Genomic DNA, 22,583 nt, shown 5'->3' on the forward strand with positions numbered 1-22,583 from the left:
GCCCACTGCCCGCCAGCCCACTGCCCGCCAGCCCACTGCCCGCCAGCCCACTGCCCGCCACCCCACTGCCCGCCAGCCCACTGCCCGCCAGCCCACTGCCCGCCAGCCCACTGCCCGCCAGCCCTCCGCGCCGCCAGCCCACCTCGCCGGCGCGCCCACCGGCCAGCCACACCCCGGCACGCGCGCCAATCACCGCACCGGCGTGGGCACCCGGTCACGCGAGCGGATGATCATCTTGCTGGCCAGCCGGACGCCCTGCCGCGCGTTGAGGTGCGGCAGGTAGGCGCGGCTCACCGCGTTGGCGATGCGGGGGAGCGCGGCCGAGTCCGGGTACGCCATGAACATCGGGCGGTACACCGGCTGGAACTTCGCCTTGAACGCGAACAGCGAGCGGAAGCCGTACACCGGCTCCAGCACCTGCCCGGTGAAGTCGAGGACGCGTTGCAGAGCGCGCGGTTGTTCACCGCGGTCGAGGCGGGCCAGCGGTGCGCCGGACAGGCTGAGGAACCGCGCGCCCTCCTCCTTCAGCGACGAGGCGGCGGAAGCGATCAGGAACTCCATCGAGCCGCGGAACCCGTCGGAGCGGCGGCGCATGAAGTCCAGCGTCCAGCCCACGACCTCGCCGTCGGCGTAGACCGGCAGCCAGCTCGTGACGCCGTGCACCGTGCGGTCGGCGTCGACCGCGACCAGGCAGCGCACCCCCTCTCCGCTCAGTTCCTCCAGGCCGCCCAGCGTGAAGCCCATCTCGGGCAGGCCCTTGTCCGCCACCCACTCGGCCGAGATCGACCGGATCTGGTCGGTGATGGCGTACGGGGCCTCGGCGAAGGTGCACCACTCGGCGGTGATGCCGGCCTTGGCCGCCTTGTTCAGCGCGGTGCGGACGTCCTGCCACTTCTTCCCGGTGAAGCTCAACGTGTCCAGCTCGATCACGGTGTCCTCGGCGACCTGCACCGCCGACCAGCCGAGGTCCGTCACCGCGTCCGTGGTCGCCGCGCCCACGCTGTACAGGCACGGCGTCCAGCCGTTGCGCGCGCAGAACTCCGCGAACCCGCGCACGGCGGCGACCGGGGCGGGCCCGATCGGGTCGCCGACGGTCAGCGCGATCGTCGCGACCACGCGGTACGCGACGGCCGTCTCGCCGTCGGGCGTGAACCAGTACTCGTTGCCACGCCACGTCGTCATGTACGACAACGACGAGCCGCCGTAGCGCTGCATCAACGCACGCGCACGCTGCGCCGCCTCGGTGCTCGCGGTCGGCCACGCACGCCACGACGCCATCAGCAGACCGGCGAGCGCGATCAGCCAGAACACCACGCCGGTGTACTCGAACAGCAGCGTGCCCACGAACCCGTCCGCCGCGAACTGCAACGGCACGAGCCCGACCAGGTACCCCGGCGGCAGGAAGCGGGCCGGCAGGTCGGCGAGCAGCTCGGCGAACCCCGGCACGGGCGAGAACTCCTCGCGCAGGAGGTAGCCGCCGAACACGTACAGCGCCGACAGCAGCGCCACACTGCCCAGCGTGAACCGCCAGAACCGCACCACGGCGTGCCGCGGCAGCGCGATGTCGAAGTACTTGCGCGTCACCAGGAGCACGACCGTGATCGCGAGCGGCACCAGCATCGGGACGCTGTAGGAGAACGCCAGGTCCAGCGCGCCGCGTTCCGGGATCTGTGCCGCCTGCACGACGTACCACCCGATGAACGCCGCGTACGCCGCGTTGCACACGAGCGCCGACCACCACGCGAACCGCCGTCCGCGCCGCAGGCCTTCGGCGAGCACCAGCAACAGCATCGCCGGGAGCAACGACATCACCAGCGCCGGGAAGCGCCCGTACGACAGCTGGACCAGCATCGTCCGGCACAGGTCGGCCGCGTCCGGGTCGCCGCACACACCGGCCACCTCGTCCTGCGACGGCTGCGCGACCGCCACGACGTCCGCGAACCACCACAGTGGACCGTCCTGGTTGGGCGACAGCATCGCCACCACCGGGCCCAGCGCCGACGCCGCCAGCAGCAGCGCCACCAGCACCCGCGTCTCCTGCAACGTGCGTGGTTTGTGTTCGGCACCTCCCTTCAGGAACAACGCTCCGATGAGCAGACCCACCACACCGCCGGACAGCCGGAGCACGTCCTCCAGCCATCCTGAGTACAGGGTAAGGACGAGCACCGACAAGATCGTGAACAGCCGCACCCGCCGCCGCCACAACGGCGGCATCCGGAAGGACAGGGCCAATGCCAGCCCGACCCCGCCGACCGACGGACCGGCGGCGACCTGGTCCACCAGCGAGTCGAGCCACCACCACCCGGCGGCCTGCCCGACCAGCACCCACGAGATCCCCAGGAACGCACCGACGACGTGCGACACCAGGAAGATCGCCGCCGTCCGCAGCGCACCGAACTCGCGCTCGGCCAGCGCGCCGAAGACCAGCAGCAGCACCGTCGTCGCCAGGTAGCCCGGCAGGTCCATCGCCCACAGCACGGAGCCGAGCACCGTCCACAGCGGACTGGACGTGCCGAACCCGACCTGTCCCAGCACCTCGTCGGTCGGCGGCACCAGCGCCCCGACGGTCCAGAACACCACCAGGAACGAGCACGTCAGCGGCGCCGTCCGGAACAACCGCCCGGCCAGCTGCCGCGCCCGGTGCGTCACGGCCACGATCCTGTTCATCCGCTCAACCCCGTCCGTGCGGCCAGCCACGGCAACGCGTGCCCGTAGAGGCCGGACCGCCACACGTTCCAATCGTGCCCACCGGGCAGCTCGTGCCACTTCACGTCCATGCCCGCCTTGCGGCAGGCTTCGAGCACCTTCGCGTTCGCCTCGACGAACCCGCGGTCGCTCTGCCCGACGACGATCACCCCGGCCGTCTGCGGGAACTTCTGCCGTGCGAGCACGTCCATCGGGTTGACGCGCGCGAACGCCGCCGCGTCCCCTCCGAACGCCGCCTTGACCGTGTCCGCACGCGTACCGAGCGTGGGTTCGATCTGCCCGCTGAGGTCGATGAAGTTGCCGTAGACCTCCGGCGCGCGCACGGCGAGCTGCAACGAGCACGTGCCACCGTGCGAGATCCCGCCGACGGTCCACGCCTCCCGGCGTTCGTCGACGGTCAGCCGCTGCTTCACCCACGCCGGGACGTCGCGCGCGAGGTACGTCTCCGCCTGCCCGAGCTTCGAGTCGAGGCACAGCGGGTTCGCCGTCAGCGCACCGAGCTGGTCGGGCACCACCACGATCGGCGCAAGCCCGTCGTGCGCGTGGGCGAACGCGTCCATGTTGTCGACGAGCCGTCCCGCGTCGTTCCAGTCGCGCGGGTTGCCCGGCTGGCCCGCCATCAGCACGATGACGGGCAGCCGCGGCCGTGGCGTCGCCGAGTACGCCGGCGGCAGGTACACCCACGCCGGGCGGGCTTTGAAGCTGCTCGGAACGCTCACCTCGGACACGGTGCCCTTGTCGGGCAGATCGGGCGGTTTGCGCCAGACGTCGACGAGCCGCTTGCCCGCGGGCACCTCCAGGACGGCCGACGTGGGCTTCGCGGCCTCGTCGATGTCCACGGTCGGGTTGTCGAACACCTCCAGCGCGGCCCGCATCGTCGGGTACTGCCCGAAGAACGCGTTCGTCGCCGTCAGCGCGCTCGACACGACCACGACCGCTGCCAGCACGCTCACCGTGCGCAGGTACCACCGCCCGGACCGCACCCGTGCGACCGCCAGGCAGAGCGCCACCAGCGCCGCGCCCAGCCACACCACCAGGACCACCGGCAACGGCTCCGGCCACGGCTTCCACACGTCGTTGACCACGTACGTGAGGCCCGCGACGACCAGCGCGCAGGCCAGGACGGCCAGCGGTAGCACACGCGTCCACCACGTCCTCTTCGCCCGGATCGCCAGGAAGACCAGCGCGGTCACGCCCGCGACGGTCGCGGCGACGGGGATCGGCCCGTTTAGCAGCGACAGGTCCAGAGGGCTAGTCATGCTGTCAGTTCATCAGCAGATCTACAGGTTCCACATCGGAGGTTCGTCTCGGTTCCGCATCAGGAACATCAGCCTTTAGGCTGACAACGCATCAGCCGGGTGTTGCGTCCCGCCACGCGCTGGTCAGCACCCGCAGGGCCTCCGGATGCGCGGCTATCTCCGCAGCCCGGGGCAAATCGGACTCCGCCATGCCCAACGCGCGCAACGACGTTGCCGCGCCGAAGCGGGCCGCCGTGTCGTGGATGCGCTTGCTCAGGTCTGTGGGTGCGGTGTGGGGAAGCAGCGCCGTGTGCGTTGCGGCATGCGGCAATCCGAACGATCCACCCAAAACGTGCGCGAGTTTGTGGTGCAGTCCCATCGGAACGGACGCCAGGCACGTGCCCGCCAACCACGCCGAGCGCAACAACTCAGTCCGTGCGTCCACCGTGGACGGATCACTGCTCAGCGCGTGCAAGATGCCCTCGATGGCCTTCACGGCGATGGCGTCGATCAACGGGTTCTCGTCGCCGCGTGCCGTCACGGCGTGCGCCAGGGCGTTCAACGCGCTGGTCACCGTGACGTCCAGCGGCAGGTCCAGCGTCAGATCGACGTCGTAGACCACCGTGTCGGGCTGGACCGCCGCGTCCCGCCGAGTCTTCTTCAGCCCGGCCGCCGTCTCGCCGAGCACCGGCGTGACCTCCGACCCGGCGTAGGTCGTCGGGACGATGAGCTGTGGCACGCCCGCGCGCACCGACAGCGCCTTCGCGAGCCCCGTGCTGGACCCGCCGCCGACCGACACCACGCAGTCCGCGCCGTGCGCGCGCAGCACGTCGAGCGCCTGCTCGGTGACCTCGACCGGGGTGTGCATGGCCGCGCCGGTGAACCGCGCCACGAGCAGCGGCCCGAGCGCCTCGGCCACGCGGTCGCCGCCGTGGCGGGCGATCAGCAGGACGCGGGTGGCGCCCAGGCGCTCGGCCTCGGCGGGCACGGAGGCGGACGTACCGCGCCCGAACACGATGCGCGTGCGCGCTGGTTCGAAGGTGAAGCTCACGAGGTCGAATATTCAACGCGGGGTGGCTGCGTCGCAACTCTGCGGAACCAGACTTTCGACTCTGCTGGGTGACTTTCGCACTCCGTAGCGTGAAAGGCCATGAAGCGTGTTCGTGTTGTAGTGGCGTTAGCAGGGGCCCTGACCCTCACGCCACTCCCTGCCACAGCGGCGACACCGGCGTTCACCCTGTCCGGCGGGGTGTCCGCGCCCATCCACTCCATGGCCGACGCCGTCCGCGAGAGCGTCTGGGTCGACACCGGCCTCGACCTCGACGGCGACGGCCGCGGCGACCGCGTCACGGCCGACGTCATCAGACCGGCCACCGCCGGGCGCGTGCCCGTGATCATGGACGCCAGCCCGTACTACCAGAGCGCGGGCCGCGGCAACGAGAGCGAGATCAAGTCCTACGACTCGGCCGGTGTGCCGGTCAAGTTCCCGCTCTTCTACGACAACTACTTCGTGCCGCGCGGCTACGCGGTCGTGCTGGTCGACTTCCTCGGCACGAACCGCTCACGCGGCTGCGTCGACGTCGGCGGACGGTCGGAGATCGCGTCCGCCAGCGCCGTCATCGACTGGCTGAACGGCCGGCGCACCGGCTACACGACCGTCATCGGCAGCACGACGAAGTCGGCGAGCTGGTCGACGGGCGCCGTGGGCATGATCGGCAAGTCGTGGGACGGCTCGATCGCGAACGGTGTCGCGGCGACCGGCATCGACGGCCTGAAGACCATCGTGCCGATCGCCGGTATCAGCTCGTGGTACGACTGGTTCCGCTCGGACGGCGTTGCCTACCGCAACTACAGCTCGCCGACGGGCCTGGGCTCGCAGTTCGAGAACTCGAACGCCCGCTCACGCTGCGATGCCGTGCGCACGGAGATGACGAACGGCTCTCCGGCCAACGGTGACTACACGGCCATGTGGCAGCAGCGTGACTTCGTGCGCAACGCCTCGCGCGTGAAGGCGTCCGTGTTCGCCATCCACGGCCAGAACGACCTCAACGTCAAGACGCTGCAGTACGGCCAGTTCTGGGACGCGGTGCCCGCGTCGGTGCCGAAGAAGCTGTGGTTCTCGCAGACCGCGCACGTCGACCCGTTCGACTTCCGCCGCGCCGAGTGGGTGCCGACGCTGCACCGGTGGTTCGACCGCTGGCTGCTCAACGTGCCCAACGGCATCGAGAACGAGGCGCAGGCGTCCGTCGAACGCAACCCCGACCAGTGGGAGGACTCGCAGACGTGGCCGCCCGCCGGGACCGCGGAGCAGGTGCTGCGGCCTTCGTCCGCCGGCCTCGGCACCACGCCCGGTACGGGCACGGCGGCGTTCACGGACAACGGCAGCGCCACGCCCGCCTCGTGGCTGTCCGGCTCGAACACCGGCCGGGTCGTCTACTCGACGGCACCGCTGGCGTCGGACCTGCTGGTCGCCGGCACGTCGTCGATCACGGTCGGTGTGTCGTCGTCGACGCCGACCGCGCACCTGACGGCGTACCTCGTCGACTACGGCCCGGCACGGGTGCGGACCGGTGAAGGCATCCGCACGCTGTCCACGGAGTCGTGCTGGGGCGAGAGCCGCACCGGCGACGACGCCTGTTACCGCGACACGGAGACCACGGCGGGCAACGTCGACGCGCAGGTCATCGCGCGCGGGTGGGCGGACCTCGCGAACTACGAGTCACGTTCCGTCACGCACACGATCACGCCGGGGACCAAGTACCGCATCACGTTCCGACTGTCCACAACGGACCACCTGGTGCCGGCGGGGCACCGGCTGGGCCTGCTGATCGGCGGCACCGACTCCAGCGTCATCGTCGCGCCGAGCCAGCTGCCCCGGCTGACCGTGGACCTGGCGGACACCTCGGTGCGGGTCCCGGTGCGCGGCGCGGTGCCGTCGGCATCCGCTGATCCGATCACCGCGTTCACGGTTTCCGCTGGTACGAGGAGTCCGCTGGGCTAGCTCGGGGGATTGTCGGTGCCGCTCGCTAGCATCGGCGGCATGGGTTCAACCGACCACGGAGACGCGCTGCAGGTCCTGCAGCGCGTCTTCGGGTACCCCGAGTTCCGCGGCGAGCAGGCCGACATCGTCGAGCACGTGATCGCGGGCGGTGACGCGCTCGTGCTGATGCCGACCGGTGGCGGCAAGTCGCTGTGCTACCAGATCCCGGCGCTGGTGCGGCCCGGCACCGGCGTGGTGATCTCGCCGCTCATCGCGCTGATGCAGGACCAGGTCGACGCGCTGCGCGACCTGGGCGTGCGCGCGGGCTTCCTGAACTCGTCGCTGTCGTGGGACGAGCGCCGCATGGTGGAGGCGGAGTTCGTCGCGGGCGAGCTCGACCTGCTCTACCTCGCGCCCGAGCGGCTCTCCTCCGAGGCGACCGTGCGCCTGCTCGACAAGGCCGACATCGCCCTGTTCGCGATCGACGAGGCGCACTGCGTCTCGCAGTGGGGCCACGACTTCCGGCCCGACTACCTGTCGCTCGCCCACCTGCACGAACGCTGGCCGAAGGTGCCGCGCATCGCGCTGACGGCCACCGCGACCGAGGCGACCCGCGCCGAGATCCTCACCCGCCTCGACCTCATCGACGGCCGCCAGTTCGTCTCCAGCTTCGACCGGCCGAACATCCAGTACCGGATCGTGCCGAAGAAGGAGCCCAAGAAGCAGCTGCTCGACCTCCTGCGCGGTGAGCACAGCGGCGACGCGGGCATCGTCTACTGCCTGTCCCGCGCCTCCGTGGAGAAGACCGCCGAGTTCCTGGTGGCCAACGGCATCGAGGCGCTGCCGTACCACGCCGGGCTCGACGCCTCGGTCCGCCAGCGCAACCAGTCCCGGTTCCTGCGCGAGGACGGGCTGGTCATGGTCGCCACGATCGCCTTCGGCATGGGCATCGACAAGCCGGACGTGCGCTTCGTCGCCCACCTCGACCTGCCGAAGTCCGTCGAGGGTTACTACCAGGAGACCGGCCGTGCGGGCCGCGACGGCCTGCCCTCGACCGCCTGGCTTGCCTACGGCCTCGCCGACGTGGTCCAGCAGCGCAAGATGATCGAGTCCTCGGAGGGCGACCAGGCGTTCCGGCGCCGCAGCCAGGCCCACCTCGACGCGATGCTCGCCCTCTGCGAGACCGTCACGTGCCGCCGCACCATGCTGCTCGACTACTTCAGCCAGTCCGGCGCCCCGTGCGGCAACTGCGACACGTGCCTCACCCCGCCGGAGTCGTGGGACGGCACCGTCGCGGCGCAGAAACTGCTGTCCACGGTGTGGCGCCTGCGCAACGAGCGCAACCAGAAGTTCGGTGCCGGTCAGGTCATCGACATCGTCATGGGCCGCAAGACCGCCAAGGTCCTCCAGTTCGACCACGACCGGCTGAGCACGTTCGGCATCGGCGAGGACCTCAACGAGTCCGAGTGGCGCGGCGTGGTCCGCCAGCTCCTGGCCCAGGGCCTGCTGGCCGTGGAGGGCGAGTACTCCACGCTCGTCCTCACCCCGGCGAGCAACGAGGTGCTGTCCCGCAAACGCACCGTGCTCATGCGCAAGGACACCATCCCCGCCCGCTCCACCACGCGCACCGCCTCCGCCGGCGGCGCCACGAAGGCGAAGGCCGCCGTCGACCTCCCGCCCGAGGCCGCGCCGCTGTTCGAGACCCTGCGCAAGTGGCGTGCCGACCAGGCCCGCACCCAGGCCGTTCCGGCTTACGTCATCTTCAACGACGCCACCCTCCGCGGCATCGCCGCGACTCGTCCCGCGACCCTCGCCGCTCTCGGCGGCGTGAGCGGCGTGGGCCAGGCGAAGCTCACCAAGTACGGTGCCGCGATCCTCGACCTGGTCGCCGACCGCGCTCCCGGCTCCACCCCGGCAGCGGAGCCTGACGCCCAGGCCTCGCTCCTGAGCCCCGCCGGTGCCCCGGCCGCCGCACCCAAGCCCGCTCGCTCCGCCAAGGCGGCCGGCCGCGGCGCCGCCGCGGGTGCGTGGGCGCCCAGCGGATCGGGCGCGTCCGACGACGACGGGTTCTCCTCGCTGCCGGAGCCCGAGGAATGGCCCGAACCGGAGGAACCCCTCGACTGGTGACACCGGGCGCCGCGTGGTGGCCTGACCGCCGGGCCACCACACCGGCTCACCTCACCTGCTCGATCTGCGCGCGCTTGACCACGTTCTCCCCGGACTCCCCGACGAGTGCGAAGGCCGCCCGGTTCAGCACCACACACCCGTTGCCGACCCCGACGACCCGCACGGTCACCTGCCGGCCGCTGTCCAGGTTCGTCACCCGGACCACCGTCCCGACGGGCAGCTGCGACGAGAACGCCGTCGCCTCCCCGCCGACGTCCGACAACCCGACCGAGGCGCCGTCGCACACGACCGACCCGACGACGCCGGAAGCCCGCACCCGCGGCAGCGACGACACCATCGGCGCCGGTGCGTTTCCGACGATCTCCACCCGTGCCCGCCGGAGAACGGTTTCCGCCGCACCGCGCCCGGCGTCGGGTGACCGCAACGCCTCGAACGCCGCGTTGTTCAGCAAAGCGCACTTCGCCGCCGTCCCGACGACCGGAACGGTGATCGTGCGTCCATTGGCCACATTCGTGACGCGCAACGACGTCCCGGTCGGAAACCGATCGGACAACACCCCGGCCGGCCCGCCGATCTCCATGAACTCCAGCGGTTTTCCGGCGCAGACCTCCTTGCCCGCGACCGCCGGCTGCGAGGCGGGTGAACCGGATCCGGCCAGCGCCAAGGCCGTACCCCCGGCCGCGGCCACCACCGACATCACCCCGGCGCCCGCGATCCAGCCCTTTGACCAGCGCATGCGCAACACCCGACCCTTCTGTCAGGCCGTACGGCCCGCAGAACGGCGTGGTTCAACGGCGCGTGGCCCTCAACAGGGCGGTCGGGTCGCACGCGGCCAGATGATCACGCACGACGACGTGGGTGAAGCGGTACTCGCCGTCGACCCGCGTGAGCAGCAGACGGTCCTCGGCGAGGTGCAGCAAAGCATTGCGGCGGAACGACAGCTCACCCAGTGACAGCGGCCGGGTCAGCCCTTCCGCTGCCCACTCGGCGAGCGCGTCGAACGGCCAGACGTAGTCGCGGGCGGCGACCGGCGTCACCATCAGCCCGAGGGCGACACCGAGCGCGGAACCCCAGGAGCCCAAGGACGCGATGCCACCCAGCAGACCCACCGCGCCGGCCAACGGCACCGCGGGTTGCACCCACCACGGGCGCCCGAGCCGCATGCGTTGCTGCTGTGCCGGACGCACCGTGCGCCACACCCGTCCCACCGCCGCCGCGAACACACCGCCCGCCACACCCGCGGAGAAACCGAGCCCCATGCCGGTCAGCACCACATGGGGCTCGATCCACACCATGGAGACGCCGGGCGCGGCAGCGATCAGGATCGACCACGGCACGGACGCGTCACCCGGAACGAAGCCCAGCGCCAAGAAGAACGTCGTCACCACGACGAACACATAGGCCACGAGGTACGGCCACTGGGTTCCGGCCCCACCGAGCCACAGACCCACGAAACCGACCAGCAAACCCATGAGGACACCGGCCAGGAAACCCAGCCCGGCGGTGATCAGCCCGTGTGCGCGTCCCGGCGGATGGAACACGTGCGGCAGCTTGTTCACCCACACCAGCAACAACGACGCCGACACCATGAACACCAACGCAGCCCAGAAACCGAGCTGCAGGCCGGTCATGAACGTCACGGCGCACATGCCACCGGCCAACGCGGCGGGCACGGCGCGGATGAACAGCAACCACAACGGGCGGGTGGGCAGCAGTGGGAGCCACGCACGGCGGTGCGGCATGTGCACGGGCGCACCGAGGTCCGGCCGGCCCAGCCGGGCCAGGAACTTGAGCGCGCGAATCGTGGGGCCCGCCCCGCGCTGGCCGGAGAGCCGTTCCACGACGAACGAACCGACGAGGTCCGTGCCGATCGTGTCGACCTGCTTGTCGAGGTGCGTCAACGCCAGGAGGTTCAACGCCAGCGGTGAGGTGAGCTGCTCCCAGACCGCCGGTGTCAGCGCTGCCTCCAGCCCGTCGAGCCGGGGGCTGACCGACGCGATGTACTCCAGCACCTCGCCCCGCGACAACGGTTCGACGTGAGCGGACGGCAGGTTCTCGATCGGCCCGGTTGAGCACACGACGGACGCGAACGGCGCCAGCTCGGACTCGCAGTGCTCCCGGTCGACGCGCGGCACCTCGTCGAGCCCGTCGATCAGCACGGCCACCCGGCCCCGGCGCAGCCAGATCGTGCCCGCCGACCGGCTGATCCCGTAACGGCGGTTCATCTCCCGCAGCAGCCACGCGGTGAACTCCGTCGGCTTTCGCGAGCCGTACGCCCGCCACGTCGCCAGGTCGACTACGACCGGGATCGGCGCGTCGGGGTCGTTGCGCGCCCGCTCCACCAGCGTCAGACAGAGCTCACGCAGCAACGTCGAGCGTCCGCTGCCGATCGGGCCGATCAACACCATCGTGTGACCGAGCCGGTCGTACACGGCCTCCAGGTCGGTGGAGGAAATCTCGTCGCCGTCGGCCCGGACGGACAGCTTCGGCTGGCGCAGCACGCCGAGCTTGATCTGGGTCTGCGCGGCCAGCGACGACGCGAGCAGCGCTTTCACCCGTGCCTCGACCCGGCTCAACGCGGCCGACCGGTTCGAGGTCTCGTGACCGCGGACGCGTTCCCAGAACGCCAGAGCCACGGCGACCAGCACGATCGCGCCCACCGCCGGCCACAGCCAGCGCCCGAACTCGCCGAGGAACTCCGGCGCGGTCCCGCCGGTGCTCACGCTGATCGCCGCCGGGAGCAACAAGAGCACGGTGACCAGGCACAAGCCGACCAACGCGGTGAGCCGCGCGGCTCTCGTCACCCCGCTCGGATCCACCTTCACCTCCGCGATCCAGGCGAACGACGGTAACCGGGCCGCCGGGATCGCGGAAGTGACTCACTCGCGTGGGGCGGGACCGGCGCGTCCGCAGGTGCCCCGGCGGTGATCGTTGCGCCGGCCTGTGAACACCGGTGGTCCATTCCGGCGTAACCCACACCCGACCCATCGGCACGGGCAGCCCCAGACGCCCACTCCGCGTGGGTGTGGCGGGTGCGAGATTCCGTCTTGGTGGTGGTCTGCACGGCAACGGGCGGCGCACCCGTCGTGGGTGCGCCGCCCGCCGGAAGATCACTCGAAGATCACTGCTGGTCCCCGAACTTCCGGAGACCCTCCTTGAGCTTGTCCTCGCCCTGGTCGATGTGCTCGCTGTGCTTGCCGCCGGTCTTCTCGTCGGCGAACTGCCCGGCGCGCTCCACGCCCTGGTCGACCTTGTCACCGTGCTGACCGATGAGGTCCTTGGCCTTGTCCTTCATCTCTTCGAAGCCCATGACTGCATCACCTCCCTATGGAGTTCCGGATACCCGGTCTGGCATCCGGCACACTCACTGGATGGAGTGAAGTGCCGCTCACCGAGCTCGATCCGCTCGACGGGCAGCGCCCTACGCCTGCGGTTCGCCCGGCAGTGATTCGTTAAACCTTGCCGGGGCACCACCGGCTCCACTAGGAAACGCACATGAGGCGAATCGCAGCTGGGCTGGCAGTGGCGGCGCTTGCCGTCGTCTTCACCACGACGGGCACCGCGACCGCGCAGGAAGACCTGGTCAGGCCCGACTGCGGCTACACCGCGACGCCGGAGGAACCTGCCGCTCGTCCGGTGTCCATCCCGCACAACCCCTGGTTCATCAAGGGCAAGGTGCTGGTCAAGGTCAAGACCAACCAGGGCGACATCCCGCTCCTGCTCGACCGCGCCAAGGCGCCGTGCACCACGCACAGCTTCATCCACCTCGCGCTCCGCGGCTTCTACAACAACACCGAGTGCCACCGCCTCACCGCGTACCCGACGCTGAAGGTGCTGCAGTGCGGTGACCCGACCGCCACCGGTGAGGGCGGCCCCGGCTACAGGTACAAGGACGAGCTGCCGACCGACCTGCAGCCCGCTCCGAACGACCCGACCGGCCAGCGCCGCATCTACCCGCGCGGCACGCTCGCGATGGCCAACGCCGGGCCGGACACCAACGGCTCGCAGTTCTTCCTCGTGCAGTCCGACTCGGTCCTGCGGCCGAACTACTCGGTGTTCGGCCAGATCCTGCCCGAGGGCCTGAAGACGCTCGACAAGATCGCGGCGGGCGGCATCGCGGGGGAGAACCCGCTGGACGGCAGCCCCAACGTCAAGTCGGTGCTCAGGTGGGTGCTCCCGCTCGGCGTCTGACCCGTCAGCACCCCGACCGGGCCCAGCCCGACAGCGCACCGTAGAACGCGTCCGAGAGCCGCCGGACCACCTGCTCGTCAGACAACCCGGCGGTTCTCGTGAGATCGAGGATCTCGCGCGGGTCGAACAACGCGTTGTGCAGGAACCGTCCCACCGGCAGCAGCGGGTCGGGCAACTCCAGCTCGATCAGCACCCCGCGCAACGCCCGGTCCCACGCCCGGCAGCACAGCGCGGCCGTCACGTCGGACGAGCGCAGCCGTTCCAGGAACCCGCGCTGGGACCAGAACCGCACTATCACCGGGCCGTGCTCGCCCTGCAGCTTCACCCACTGCGCCACCTGGTGCTCGAACAGCGCTTTGCCGGTTTTGCGCGACTCTTCGCCGTGCTCGACCAACGACGCCATGACGTCCTCGTGGTAGGCGACGACAAGCGCCTCCACGGACGGGAAGTGCCGGTACGCCGTCGCCTGTGAAAGAGCCGCCGCACGCGCGATGGACTGCATCGTCGCCGTGGCCGGTTCGTCTCGCAGGACGTGCGTCGCCGCGTCCAGCAATCGTCTGCGGTTGCGGCGCGCGTCGCTGCGGCCGCTCGTGTCCTCTGGCAGGACGTCCTCCCCAATGAACGCCGTTTGACGAACTGCCAGTGCAGGATAGGGCGAAGATCAGCGGAATGCGGCGATTCCGGTCAACGCGTGGCCGATGGAGAGCAAATGGATGTCGGAGGTCCCTTCGTAGGTCAGCACGGACTCCAGGTTGTTCGCGTGCCGCAGCGGCGAGTACTCCAGTGAGATGCCGTTCGCGCCGAGCACGGTCCGGCTCTCCCGCGCGATCGCGATGGCCGCCTCGACGTTGTTGAGCTTGCCGACGCTGATCTGCTCCGGCTTGAGCCGGCCCTCGTCCTTCAACCGTGCGAGGTGCAACGCCAGCAACATCGCGTTGTTCACCTGGACCGACATCGTCGCGAGCTTGCGCTGGGTCAGCTGGAACGCCGCGATCGGCTGGTCGAACTGGACGCGGGTGACGGCGTAGTCCAGCGCCGTCCGCACGCAGTCCCTGGCCGCACCGACCGCCCCGAACACGATCCCGAACCGGGCCTCGTTCAGGCACGACAGCGGCGCGCCCAGCGACGTCGCACCCGGCAGCCGGGCGCTGTCCGGCAGCCGCACGTCGTCGAGGACCAGTTCGGACGTGACCGAGGCCCGCATCGACAGCTTGTGCTTGATGTCCCGCGTCGAGAACCCGCGCGTGCCCCGCGGCACGAGGAACCCGCGGATCCCCTCGTCGGTCTGCGCCCACACGGTCGCCACGTCGGCCAGCCCGCCGTTGGTGATCCACATCTTGGTGCCGTTGAGCACCCAGTCCGAGCCGTCCCGCACGGCCCGCGTCCGCATGCCCTTCGGGTCCGAGCCGTGGTCGGGCTCGGTGAGTCCGAAGCAGCCGATCGCCTCGCCCGCCGCGAGCTTCGGCAGCCACTCCTGCTTCTGCTCCTCCGACCCGTACCTCCAGATCGAGAACATCGACAGCGAGCCCTGCACCGACACGAAGCTGCGGATGCCGCTGTCCACGGCCTCCAGCTCCAGGCACGCGAGCCCGTAGGCCAGCGCCGACGTGCCGGCACACCCGTACCCCCGCAGGTGCATGCCCAGCACGCCGAGCTTGCCCAGCTCCCCGGCGAGCTCGCGCGGGAGGACGCCCTCCTCGAACCAGTCCGCGACGTGCGGCCGGACGTGGTCGGCCAGGAACGCCGCGACGGTGGCCTGGATGGCGCGCTCCTCGTCGCTCAGCAACGACGGGATGTCCAGCAACTGCAACGGGTCCTGCACTTCACTGCTCCAGCTTCGGCGGGCGCAGCCGGTAGCTGACCGGCGTGCGCGACAGGCGGATGGGGTTGGCGACGAGCGTCATGCCGTCGATCGTCGTGGTCGGACCGAGGCCCAGCGACTCGGCCAGTGCGAACGCGTGCGCGACGTCGTTGACCGGCCCGCACGGAACACCCAGCGGTGTCAGGGTCTCGAACCAGTGCTGCGCCGGGTACGCCCGAAGCCGTTGCGCGAGCACGTCGAACAACGCGTCCACGTGCTCCACCCGGTCCGGGTTCGTCACGAACCGCGGATCGGTCGCCAGCTCCGGCACGTCCAGCACCGAGCACAGCCGGCGGAACTGCCGGTCGTTGCCCACGGCGAGCACGATCGGCTGGTCGGCCGTCGGGAACACCTCGTACGGCGCGATCGACGGGTGCCGGTTGCCCAGCGGCTCCGGGACCACACCGGCCAGCGTGAAGCCCGCGCTCTGGTTGACCATGCTGGACAGCAGCACCGACAGCAGGTCGAGCTCGACCAGCTGTCCCAGCCCGGTCTTCTCGCGGTGCCGCAGCGCCGCCAGCACACCCACGCAGGCGTGCAGCCCGGTCAGGACGTCGACCAGCGCCACGCCGGTCTTCACCGGCGCGCCGTCACCGGTCACGCTCATCAACCCGCCGACGGCCTGCACCAGCAGGTCGTAGCCGGGCAGGTCGGCACCCTTGCCGGAGCCGAACCCGGAGATCGAGCAGTACACGAGGTCGTCGCGGCCCAGCGACCCGTAGTCCAGCCCGAACTTCCTCATCGTGCCGGGCTTGAAGTTCTCCACCACGACGTCGGCACGCGCGATCAGCTCGCGCGCCTGCTCCCGGCCCGCCTCGGTGCGCAGGTCGATCTGCACGGACGTCTTGTTCCGGTTGACGGACAAGAAGTACGTGGCCTCGTCCCCGTGGTGCGGAGGACCCCACGTCCGGGTCACGTCACCACGGCCGGGCTGCTCGACCTTGACCACCTCGGCGCCCAGGTCGCCGAGCACCATGGTCGCGTAGGGTGCGGCCAGCACCCTGCTGAAGTCGGCGATCACCACCCCTTCGAGCGAGCTCATGCGACCCGCCCCCGCAGCTTCATCGCCGCGAGCACGCGTTGCTGTGCGATTTCTCTTGCCGCCACATGTGTTGTCGTGCCGCGGTTGCGTGCTTCGGTCAGCACGTTCGCCGCGTTCGCGCGCAGCTTCGCCGACACCGTCTCCAGCACCGTCGCGGGGTTCACCGGGAACGCCGAGTACCGCGCGTCCATCCCGAACGCCGCCGCGACCACACCTCCGGCGTTCGCGATGAAGTCCGGTACCACCGTGATCCCGCGCGCGGCCAGAACTTCCTGCGCCGCAACGGAAGTGGGCAGGTTCGCCCCCTCGACCACCAGTGCGGTGTCAAGCTCCCGTGCGAGATCGGCGTCGATGACGTCCTGCACCGCCGCCGGCACCAGTACGTCGCACGGCACCCTCAACTCGGTGCCGAGCGCCCGCACGGCGCCGTACTCCGCGACCGCGAGGTCGCCGTACTCCGCGCGCAGCCGCAACAACCGTGTGACATCAAGGCCATCGGTGTCCACCACCGCGCCGTGAACCGACGAGACGGCGACAACGGTCGCGCCCAGTTCGGCGAACCGCTTCGCTGCCGCTGCACCCACCGCGCCGAAGCCCTGGATCGCGACCCTCTTGCCGCGCAGGGACATCAGCTCGTCCGCCACCTCGGCCACACCGAACCCGGTGACGCCCAGCTCGTCGTACGGCAGGCCGCCGAGTTGAGCCGGTGCGCCCATCATAGCGCCGCGGTCCGACAGTTCGTCCTGGACGATCGCCGCGTCCCGCTCGGTGAGCCCCATGTCGAGCCCCAGCACGTACTCGCGCGGCACCTCGTTCGACAGCTTGCGCGCGAACGCCCGCAGCGCCGCTTCCTTGCTGGGGGAGGCCGGGTCGAACCGGATTCCCGCCTTGGCTCCGCCGAAGAAGAGGTCGACACCGGCCCACTTCCAGGTCATGACCCGTGCCAGCCGCGCGATCTCCCCGACCGTCACGCCGGGGCTCATCCGCGTGCCGCCCTTGCCCATGCCGCGCGCGGTGTTGTCGATGACCAGCACGCCTTTCATGCCGGTGCGCCGGTCCGACACCGCGACGACCTTCTCGGGTCCCCACTCGTCCATGAGCTGGAGTACGTCCATCACACTTCCCTCACACGCAGTTGAGCTCGGGCCGCGTCCGGTCGGCCGCGAACCTGGAGACGTCCAGACCGGACACGTCGACGAACGGCTCGCGGTCCAGCACGAGGTCGCGCACGACCTCGCCGACCGCGGGCCCCTGCAGGAACCCGTGCCCGGAGAACCCGGTGGCGTAGAAGAACCGGCCGGCCCGGCCGATGAGCGCGTTGTGGTCCGGTGTCACCTCGTACAGCCCCGCCCAGCCGTTGCGCACGCCGACGTCGAGCAGCCCCGGTGCTCGCCGGCCGATCGCCTCGGTGAGCCGCGGCAGCCACGCGTCGGACATCTCCAGTTTGAACCCCGGCGTCTCCTCCGGGTCGGACATGCCGAACAGCAGCCCGCGGCCCTCGCGGTGGAAGTAGAAGGTGCTGCCGAAGTCGATGGTGAAGGGAACCACCCGATCGAGTAACTCCGGCATGGGCTCGGTGAACATCACCTGCCGCCGCAACGGGGAAACCGGCAGGTCAAGGCCCACCATCTCGCCTATCGACCGCGACCACGCGCCCGCCGCGCAGACCACCGTGCCGGTCGACACCGTGCCCCGGTCGGTCACGACGCCGGAAATGTCAGACCCCGTCCCTAGTATCGATCGCACGGTAGTTCTGGTGCAGAAACGGGCCCCCATCCGGCGGGCAGCGGTGGCATAGCCAAGGACCACGGACTCGGGCGTGCAGTGTCCGTCGTCCGGCGAGAAGGTCGCCGCGAGCAGGCCGTCCGTTTCGATCAGCGGAGACATCCGCCGGGCTTCCTCGACAGCCAGCATGCGGCTGGGCACGCCGAGGGAGTTCTGGAGGTCGACGTTGCGCTCGAACGCCGCCACGTGTTCGGCGGAGGAGAGGAGGAACAGGTAGCCGACCCGGTGCAGATCGATCTCCTGCCCGGGCCGCTGCGGAAAGCGCTGGAACGCTTCGAGAGACCGAGCACCGAGCCTGATGTTGAGCTCGTCGGAGAACTGGGCGCGCACTCCACCCGCAGCCTTGCAGGTGGAACCGGAGCCCAGCTCGTCCCTCTCCACGACGACGACATCGCGGACGCCCGCCTCGGCGAGGTGGAAGGCAATGGACGTGCCGATCACCCCGCCACCGATGACGACGACCTCAGCCCGCGCAGGGAGCTCCGCTGAGCCGGACGTCATGGCAGGCCTCCGATCTCGTGGTGCCGCGACGACACAGCGGACATCGAGCCCGACGCCACACCGCCGGGCCGCCGCGCAGGTGTCCTCTGCCGCGGCAGCGAGTCGCCGGTCGTCCCTCCCGGGACGGTCACGGCACCGGCTCGGTGGTGGTCGAACGAGGCGCAGCTCAAGGCAGGCCTCCGATCTCGTGGTGCCGCGTCGGTCCCGAGCGCGTCGGCCAGGAGCGAGTCGCCGGACACCCGCTGCACCGGTGCAGCGGGAGCCGGGCTCGCCGAGGCACTCGACGTCTCGCCACCGGCAACGAGGGCACCGGCTCTGCGCCCGGCTCCACCGGGCCGCTGGGTCTTCCCGGCCGCGCTAGGCGAGCCGGAAGTCAAGGTCTGCCTCGATCTCGAGCGTGTCCATCTGCGCTTTCTGCAGCTTGCCCGAGTAGTCCCAGTTCATGGACTGCCACCGGGTGAACTGGTCGAGCACCCACACACCCGACTGCCGGGAGCCGTTGCCGCTCCTGCCGTTTCCGCCGAACGGCAGGTGCGCCTCGGCCCCGGACGTCGAGTTGTTGACGCTCACCATTCCGGCGGAGATGCCCGCGCGGAAGCGGAACGCCTTGTTCGGGTCGGTGGTGTAGATCGAGCAGGACAGGCCGTAGCCAGGCTTGTTGCCGAGCTCGACGGCCTCGTCCAGCGACGAGTACCGCATCACGCCCACGATGGGGCCGAACGTCTCCTGCAGGAACAGCTCGTCGTCGGGACGAACGCCGGAAACGACAGCCGGGTGGTAGAAGAGGCCGCCTGTACCCGTGAACCCGCCACGAGGGTGGGAGGAGGTGATGCGCCCGATCGGGCCGTGCACCGTGTGGTGCTCGCCGATCCAGCCGAGGTGCTTCTCGTACGCCAGCGCGAACTTCTCGTCCAGCAGCGGCCCGTAGAGGACGTCGCCGGTCGGGTCGCCGACGACGGCGTCGGACACGGCCGCGGTGAAGCGGGCCAGGAACTCGTCGTACACCGACTCGTGCACGATGGCCGTGCCGAGCGAGGTGCAGCGCTGGCCGGCGGACCCGAAGCCGGCGAAGAGCGCGCCCTGCACGGCGAGCTCCAGGTCGGCGTCCTCGGTGACGACCATCGGGTTCTTGCCGCCGAGCTCCAGGCACGGTGTCTGGAGGTGGCGGCCGCAGAGCTCGCCGATCCGCACGCCGACCTCGCTGGAGCCGGTGAAGCCGACCTTGTCGACGAGGCCCTGCCCCAGGGCCTGCTCCAGGCCGGAGAACGTCTCCGCGCCCTCCGCGAAGACGATCTCGAACACGCCGGGCGGGAGGCCGGCTGCCTGGAACACGTCGTAGAAGGCCTGGGCGGAGGCGGCCGAGTACTCGGCGGGCTTCCAGACGACGGAGTTGCCGCACAGCAGCGCGGGCACGATGTACCAGGACGGGACCGCCACGGGGAAGTTGCCCGCGGTGATGACGGCGGCCACCCCGACCGGGGTCCGGAAGGTGAAGAGCTGCTTGTCGGGCATCTCCGACGGGACGGTCTGCCCGTAGAGGCGGCGGCCCTCGCCGAGGAAGAAGTTGCAGGTGTCCACGATCTCCTGCACCTCGCCGCGGGCTTCCCCGATCGGCTTGCCGATCTCGCGGGTCACGAGCTGGGCGAGCTGCTCGGCGTTGGCCTCGACCAGGCGGCCGATGTTGCCGATGACCTGACCGCGCACGGGAGCGGGCACCCGAGCCCACTCGCGCTGTGCCGCCTTCGCGCGCCCTGCCGCGTCGACGAAGGTGCGGCTGGTCCCGAGCTCGATCTCGGTGACCACGTCGGAGGTGTTCGACGGGTTCGTGGAGACGTAGGACATGCCTCCACCCTGGCGGGCGCCCGACCGGAACGCCAGAGGCGGCAGAACGAGACCTGGCGACGTCGAGCATAAGCTGACCTGGTGCTCAACCCGGTGCATCTCCGCACGCTGATCGAGGTCGTGAAGACCGGCTCGTTCGCGGCGGCGGCCCGCAGTCTCGGCTACACGTCGTCGGCGGTGTCGCAGCAGGTCTCGGCCTTCGAACGGGCGGTCGGCGTGACGCTGTTCGAACGCGAGGCGCACTCGATCCGGCCGGCCTCGGCCGCGTTGTTCATCGCCGACCGGGGCGCGGAGCTGCTGGCCGCGTTCGACGGGTTCGAGCACGAGGTCAAGGCGATGGTGCAGGGGCTGCGTGGACGGTTGCGGATCGGCACGTTCCCCACGGCGTCGTCGCGGGTCGTGCCGAGGGCGCTCGCCCGGCTCACGGCCGAGCTGCCCGGCGCGGAGATCCGGCTGGACGAGGGCGAGCCGGAGTACGTGCTGCCGCTGGTGCTGACCGGTGAGCTCGACCTGGCGCTGGTCTACGCCTACGACCTCGTTCCGCGGACGTGGCCGGAGGAGCTGACGGTGCGGCCGTTGCTGGACGAGGCGTTGCTGGTGATGGTGCCCGAGCAGCACCCGGCGGCGAAGAGCACGGTCCGGCTGGAGGACCTCAGGGACGAGCGCTGGATCGCGTCACGGGACGGGACCTCCGGCGCCACGTGCCTCACCCGGCTGTGCGCGGCGGCGGGGTTCGCGCCGCGGATCGCCTTTCGCAGCAACGACTACGAGGTGGTGCAGTCGCTCGTCGCGGCGGGTGTCGGTGTCGCGCTCGTGCCCGCGCTCGGGTACAAGGCGCTCAGCGGCACGCACGCGATGCCGTTGCGCGGTAAGCCGTTGCGTCGGCACGTGCACGTCGTGCACCGGACCGCGAACACCAACCCGTTGTTGCGGGACGCGGTTCACGCGCTGCAGCAGGTCTGCGAGAACGCTGTGGGCCAGTACATGAGTCCGCCCTGACGCGCTGGACCGCTGTCTGTGGCACGTCGCGTTCGACGGTGATGCCGTTCGCCGGTGTCATCGTCGGCAACGCGCTCGACGGTGTGGTCGTGCCGTTGCGGCCGTTGTGGCCGGGAGAGGTGACAATGGCCGGGTGAAGGCGAAGGCGGTGCTGCGCAGGAGGTTCGACAGCACGTTCGGCTGGCTCGTGGCCGCCGGTGGGGTGGGCGGCACGGCCTACGTGCTGCTGAACCCCTTCCCTGGCGGTGGATTCGCGGAGCAACTGGAGTTCATCGCGGCCATGGCGCCGTTGATCTGGTTCTGCTGGATGGTGTCCGCGCACCCGGCCGTGCACGTCTACGAGACCGGCGTGCGGGTGGTCAACTGGTTCCGGGCCTACTGGGTGCCGTGGACGGCGCTGCGCGAGGTCGAGGTGACCGGCGAGGTCAACCTGGTGCTGACGACGGGGGAGCGGGTCAACGTGGCCGTCGGGGCGTTCTCCCTGGCGAGCGCGCTGGGCGGCAGCCGGGTGCAGCGCCAGGTGAGCGCGGCCGTCGAACGGCATCGACCGGCCGAGCCGCCCGACGGTGGTGTGCCGGGCAGGCGGCTCGACCTGTGCCCGTGGCACTTCCTGGGGCTGGTCGCGCTGTTGCTGGTGCTGGCCTGGGTGGGCGTGGCCCGGACCTGACGTGTCCGGACCTGGCCAGCCGGATGTGGCCTGCCGGAGGGCTATTCGCCCGTCTGGCCGTCGGCGAGCTCGCGCAGCAGGTCCAGGTGGCCGACGTGGCGCGCGGTCTCCTGCGCCACATGCGCCAGGATCCACCGCACCGTGCGCTTCCCGTCGGCTGCGACCGCGTCCGGGCCGTGGCTCTTGAGCGCGTCGGCGTTCGTCCACTCCGCGCGGTAGGAGGCGATGAGCGACTCGGGGGTGTCGGACGGGTCGAGGTCCCACGACGGGTCGGGGTCGCCCTCCCACAGCGACGGCAGGTCGAGGCCGGCGCCCGCGATGCCGAGCCAGTAGCGTTCCACGGCGACGAGGTGTTTGAGGACGCCGAGGGCGGTCAGCTTCGGTGACGTCGTGATCGGGGCCGCGGCCGCCTGCTCACGTGTCAGGCCGTCGACCTTCATGACGGCGGTCTTGCGCAGGAAGTCCAGGAACTGCCAGGCGAGTGCGCTTTCGTCCGTCGCGTGCTTCTCGGGCCAGGTTCGGGTCACCGGGCGAGTTTGTCAGCCGTCCGCGATGGTTCCCAGTCGTGGGACGACATGTGGCCGGAGCCGCGACCCGTTCTTGTTGCCGTCGTCCTCGCTGGAGCGAGATCTCCAAGCCCACGT

18 protein-coding genes and 1 pseudogene are annotated in these 22,583 nt (G+C 70.5%); 5 read left to right on the top strand and 14 right to left on the bottom strand.

Going from position 1 to position 22,583, the window contains the following annotated elements; all coding sequences use genetic code 11:
* From ADL03_RS49895 to ADL03_RS31155, 4 genes and pseudogenes are all read right to left on the bottom strand, one after another.
* A pseudogene (locus ADL03_RS49895) lies at positions 1 to 193 on the bottom strand (hypothetical protein); the annotation flags it as partial.
* On the bottom strand, positions 190 to 2,667 hold the full coding sequence (locus ADL03_RS31145) for a bifunctional lysylphosphatidylglycerol flippase/synthetase MprF (protein ID WP_053737161.1): 2,478 nt from the start codon (positions 2,665 to 2,667) through the stop codon (positions 190 to 192). The pseudogene ADL03_RS49895 and the gene ADL03_RS31145, both read right to left, overlap by 4 nt.
* Positions 2,664 to 3,965, bottom strand: coding sequence for an esterase family protein (locus ADL03_RS31150; RefSeq protein ID WP_053737162.1), 1,302 nt, complete (start codon positions 3,963 to 3,965; stop codon positions 2,664 to 2,666). The genes ADL03_RS31145 and ADL03_RS31150 overlap by 4 nt, the downstream gene beginning before the upstream one ends.
* A gap of 91 nt (positions 3,966 to 4,056) precedes the next feature.
* On the bottom strand, positions 4,057 to 4,995 hold the full coding sequence (locus ADL03_RS31155; protein WP_053737163.1) for a maleylacetate reductase: 939 nt from the start codon (positions 4,993 to 4,995) through the stop codon (positions 4,057 to 4,059).
* Positions 4,996 to 5,094: 99 nt separating this feature from the next.
* Between ADL03_RS31155 and ADL03_RS31160 the strand changes: the two genes are divergently transcribed.
* Entirely contained in the window at positions 5,095 to 6,945 is a 1,851-nt protein-coding gene (locus ADL03_RS31160; protein ID WP_053737164.1) for a Xaa-Pro dipeptidyl-peptidase, read from the top strand.
* A 39-nt stretch (positions 6,946 to 6,984) separates the two neighbouring features.
* Positions 6,985 to 9,051, top strand: a complete 2,067-nt coding sequence (recQ, locus tag ADL03_RS31165) for a DNA helicase RecQ (protein ID WP_053737238.1) — start codon at positions 6,985 to 6,987, stop codon at positions 9,049 to 9,051.
* 46 nt (positions 9,052 to 9,097) lie between these two features.
* Here the strand turns inward: recQ and ADL03_RS31170 are convergent, their stop codons facing one another.
* The 3 genes from ADL03_RS31170 to ADL03_RS31180 form a co-directional block, all read right to left on the bottom strand.
* Complete coding sequence (locus ADL03_RS31170; RefSeq protein WP_157529505.1) at positions 9,098 to 9,787, bottom strand: hypothetical protein; 690 nt, start codon at positions 9,785 to 9,787, stop codon at positions 9,098 to 9,100.
* Between the two features lie 52 nt (positions 9,788 to 9,839).
* The gene (locus tag ADL03_RS31175) at positions 9,840 to 11,855 is read right to left on the bottom strand and encodes an NACHT domain-containing NTPase (RefSeq protein WP_157529506.1); all 2,016 of its coding nucleotides are present in this window, start codon (positions 11,853 to 11,855) and stop codon (positions 9,840 to 9,842) included.
* Positions 11,856 to 12,172: 317 nt separating this feature from the next.
* The gene (locus ADL03_RS31180) at positions 12,173 to 12,361 is read right to left on the bottom strand and encodes an antitoxin (protein ID WP_053737167.1); all 189 of its coding nucleotides are present in this window, start codon (positions 12,359 to 12,361) and stop codon (positions 12,173 to 12,175) included.
* 185 nt (positions 12,362 to 12,546) lie between these two features.
* Here ADL03_RS31180 and ADL03_RS31185 point away from each other — a divergent pair, with 185 nt between their 5' ends.
* Positions 12,547 to 13,242 (top strand): peptidylprolyl isomerase, encoded by a 696-nt coding sequence (locus ADL03_RS31185; RefSeq protein WP_053737168.1) that lies wholly within the window; start codon positions 12,547 to 12,549, stop codon positions 13,240 to 13,242.
* 4 nt (positions 13,243 to 13,246) lie between these two features.
* Here the strand turns inward: ADL03_RS31185 and ADL03_RS31190 are convergent, their stop codons facing one another.
* The 6 genes from ADL03_RS31190 to ADL03_RS31215 all read right to left on the bottom strand — a co-directional run bounded on the left by ADL03_RS31190 (position 13,247) and on the right by ADL03_RS31215 (position 20,273).
* Entirely contained in the window at positions 13,247 to 13,795 is a 549-nt protein-coding gene (locus ADL03_RS31190) for a TetR/AcrR family transcriptional regulator (protein ID WP_197288801.1), read from the bottom strand.
* Positions 13,796 to 13,903: 108 nt separating this feature from the next.
* A complete protein-coding gene (locus ADL03_RS31195; protein ID WP_053737170.1) occupies positions 13,904 to 15,064 on the bottom strand; it encodes an acyl-CoA dehydrogenase family protein in 1,161 nt (386 codons plus the stop codon).
* Position 15,065: 1 nt separating this feature from the next.
* Complete coding sequence (locus ADL03_RS31200; RefSeq protein WP_053737171.1) at positions 15,066 to 16,145, bottom strand: CaiB/BaiF CoA-transferase family protein; 1,080 nt, start codon at positions 16,143 to 16,145, stop codon at positions 15,066 to 15,068.
* Entirely contained in the window at positions 16,142 to 17,260 is a 1,119-nt protein-coding gene (locus ADL03_RS31205; protein ID WP_197288802.1) for a Glu/Leu/Phe/Val dehydrogenase, read from the bottom strand. Before ADL03_RS31205 ends, ADL03_RS31200 begins: the two co-directional genes overlap by 4 nt.
* A 10-nt stretch (positions 17,261 to 17,270) precedes the next feature.
* A complete protein-coding gene (locus ADL03_RS31210) occupies positions 17,271 to 18,431 on the bottom strand; it encodes an FAD-binding oxidoreductase (RefSeq protein ID WP_053737173.1) in 1,161 nt (386 codons plus the stop codon).
* Between the two features lie 357 nt (positions 18,432 to 18,788).
* Complete coding sequence (locus tag ADL03_RS31215; protein ID WP_053737174.1) at positions 18,789 to 20,273, bottom strand: aldehyde dehydrogenase family protein; 1,485 nt, start codon at positions 20,271 to 20,273, stop codon at positions 18,789 to 18,791.
* 81 nt (positions 20,274 to 20,354) lie between these two features.
* Between ADL03_RS31215 and ADL03_RS31220 the strand changes: the two genes are divergently transcribed.
* Together ADL03_RS31220 and ADL03_RS31225 are read left to right on the top strand one after the other, a co-directional pair.
* Positions 20,355 to 21,272: a LysR family transcriptional regulator gene (locus ADL03_RS31220; RefSeq protein ID WP_053737175.1), complete on the top strand. Its 918-nt coding sequence runs from the start codon at positions 20,355 to 20,357 to the stop codon at positions 21,270 to 21,272.
* Between the two features lie 133 nt (positions 21,273 to 21,405).
* Positions 21,406 to 21,939: a PH domain-containing protein gene (locus tag ADL03_RS31225; RefSeq protein ID WP_053737176.1), complete on the top strand. Its 534-nt coding sequence runs from the start codon at positions 21,406 to 21,408 to the stop codon at positions 21,937 to 21,939.
* Between the two features lie 41 nt (positions 21,940 to 21,980).
* Here the strand turns inward: ADL03_RS31225 and ADL03_RS31230 are convergent, their stop codons facing one another.
* Complete coding sequence (locus tag ADL03_RS31230) at positions 21,981 to 22,466, bottom strand: DUF664 domain-containing protein (RefSeq protein WP_053737177.1); 486 nt, start codon at positions 22,464 to 22,466, stop codon at positions 21,981 to 21,983.
* Positions 22,467 to 22,583: the final 117 nt, after the last annotated feature.

This window comes from Nocardia sp. NRRL S-836 (genome assembly GCF_001279525.1).
Classification (GTDB): domain Bacteria; phylum Actinomycetota; class Actinomycetes; order Mycobacteriales; family Pseudonocardiaceae; genus Lentzea.

Coding starts and splice junctions, on each gene's coding strand:
- recQ (WP_053737238.1), top strand. CDS start 6,985: ATGGGTTCAACCGACCACGGAGACGCGCTGCAGGTCCTGCAGCGCGTC.
- ADL03_RS31160 (WP_053737164.1), top strand. CDS start 5,095: ATGAAGCGTGTTCGTGTTGTAGTGGCGTTAGCAGGGGCCCTGACCCTC.
- ADL03_RS31205 (WP_197288802.1), bottom strand. CDS start 17,260: ATGGACGTACTCCAGCTCATGGACGAGTGGGGACCCGAGAAGGTCGTC.
- ADL03_RS31145 (WP_053737161.1), bottom strand. CDS start 2,667: ATGAACAGGATCGTGGCCGTGACGCACCGGGCGCGGCAGCTGGCCGGG.
- ADL03_RS31180 (WP_053737167.1), bottom strand. CDS start 12,361: ATGGGCTTCGAAGAGATGAAGGACAAGGCCAAGGACCTCATCGGTCAG.
- ADL03_RS31185 (WP_053737168.1), top strand. CDS start 12,547: ATGAGGCGAATCGCAGCTGGGCTGGCAGTGGCGGCGCTTGCCGTCGTC.
- ADL03_RS31150 (WP_053737162.1), bottom strand. CDS start 3,965: ATGACTAGCCCTCTGGACCTGTCGCTGCTAAACGGGCCGATCCCCGTC.
- ADL03_RS31170 (WP_157529505.1), bottom strand. CDS start 9,787: ATGCGCTGGTCAAAGGGCTGGATCGCGGGCGCCGGGGTGATGTCGGTG.
- ADL03_RS31215 (WP_053737174.1), bottom strand. CDS start 20,273: ATGTCCTACGTCTCCACGAACCCGTCGAACACCTCCGACGTGGTCACC.
- ADL03_RS31210 (WP_053737173.1), bottom strand. CDS start 18,431: ATGACGTCCGGCTCAGCGGAGCTCCCTGCGCGGGCTGAGGTCGTCGTC.
- ADL03_RS31200 (WP_053737171.1), bottom strand. CDS start 16,145: ATGAGCTCGCTCGAAGGGGTGGTGATCGCCGACTTCAGCAGGGTGCTG.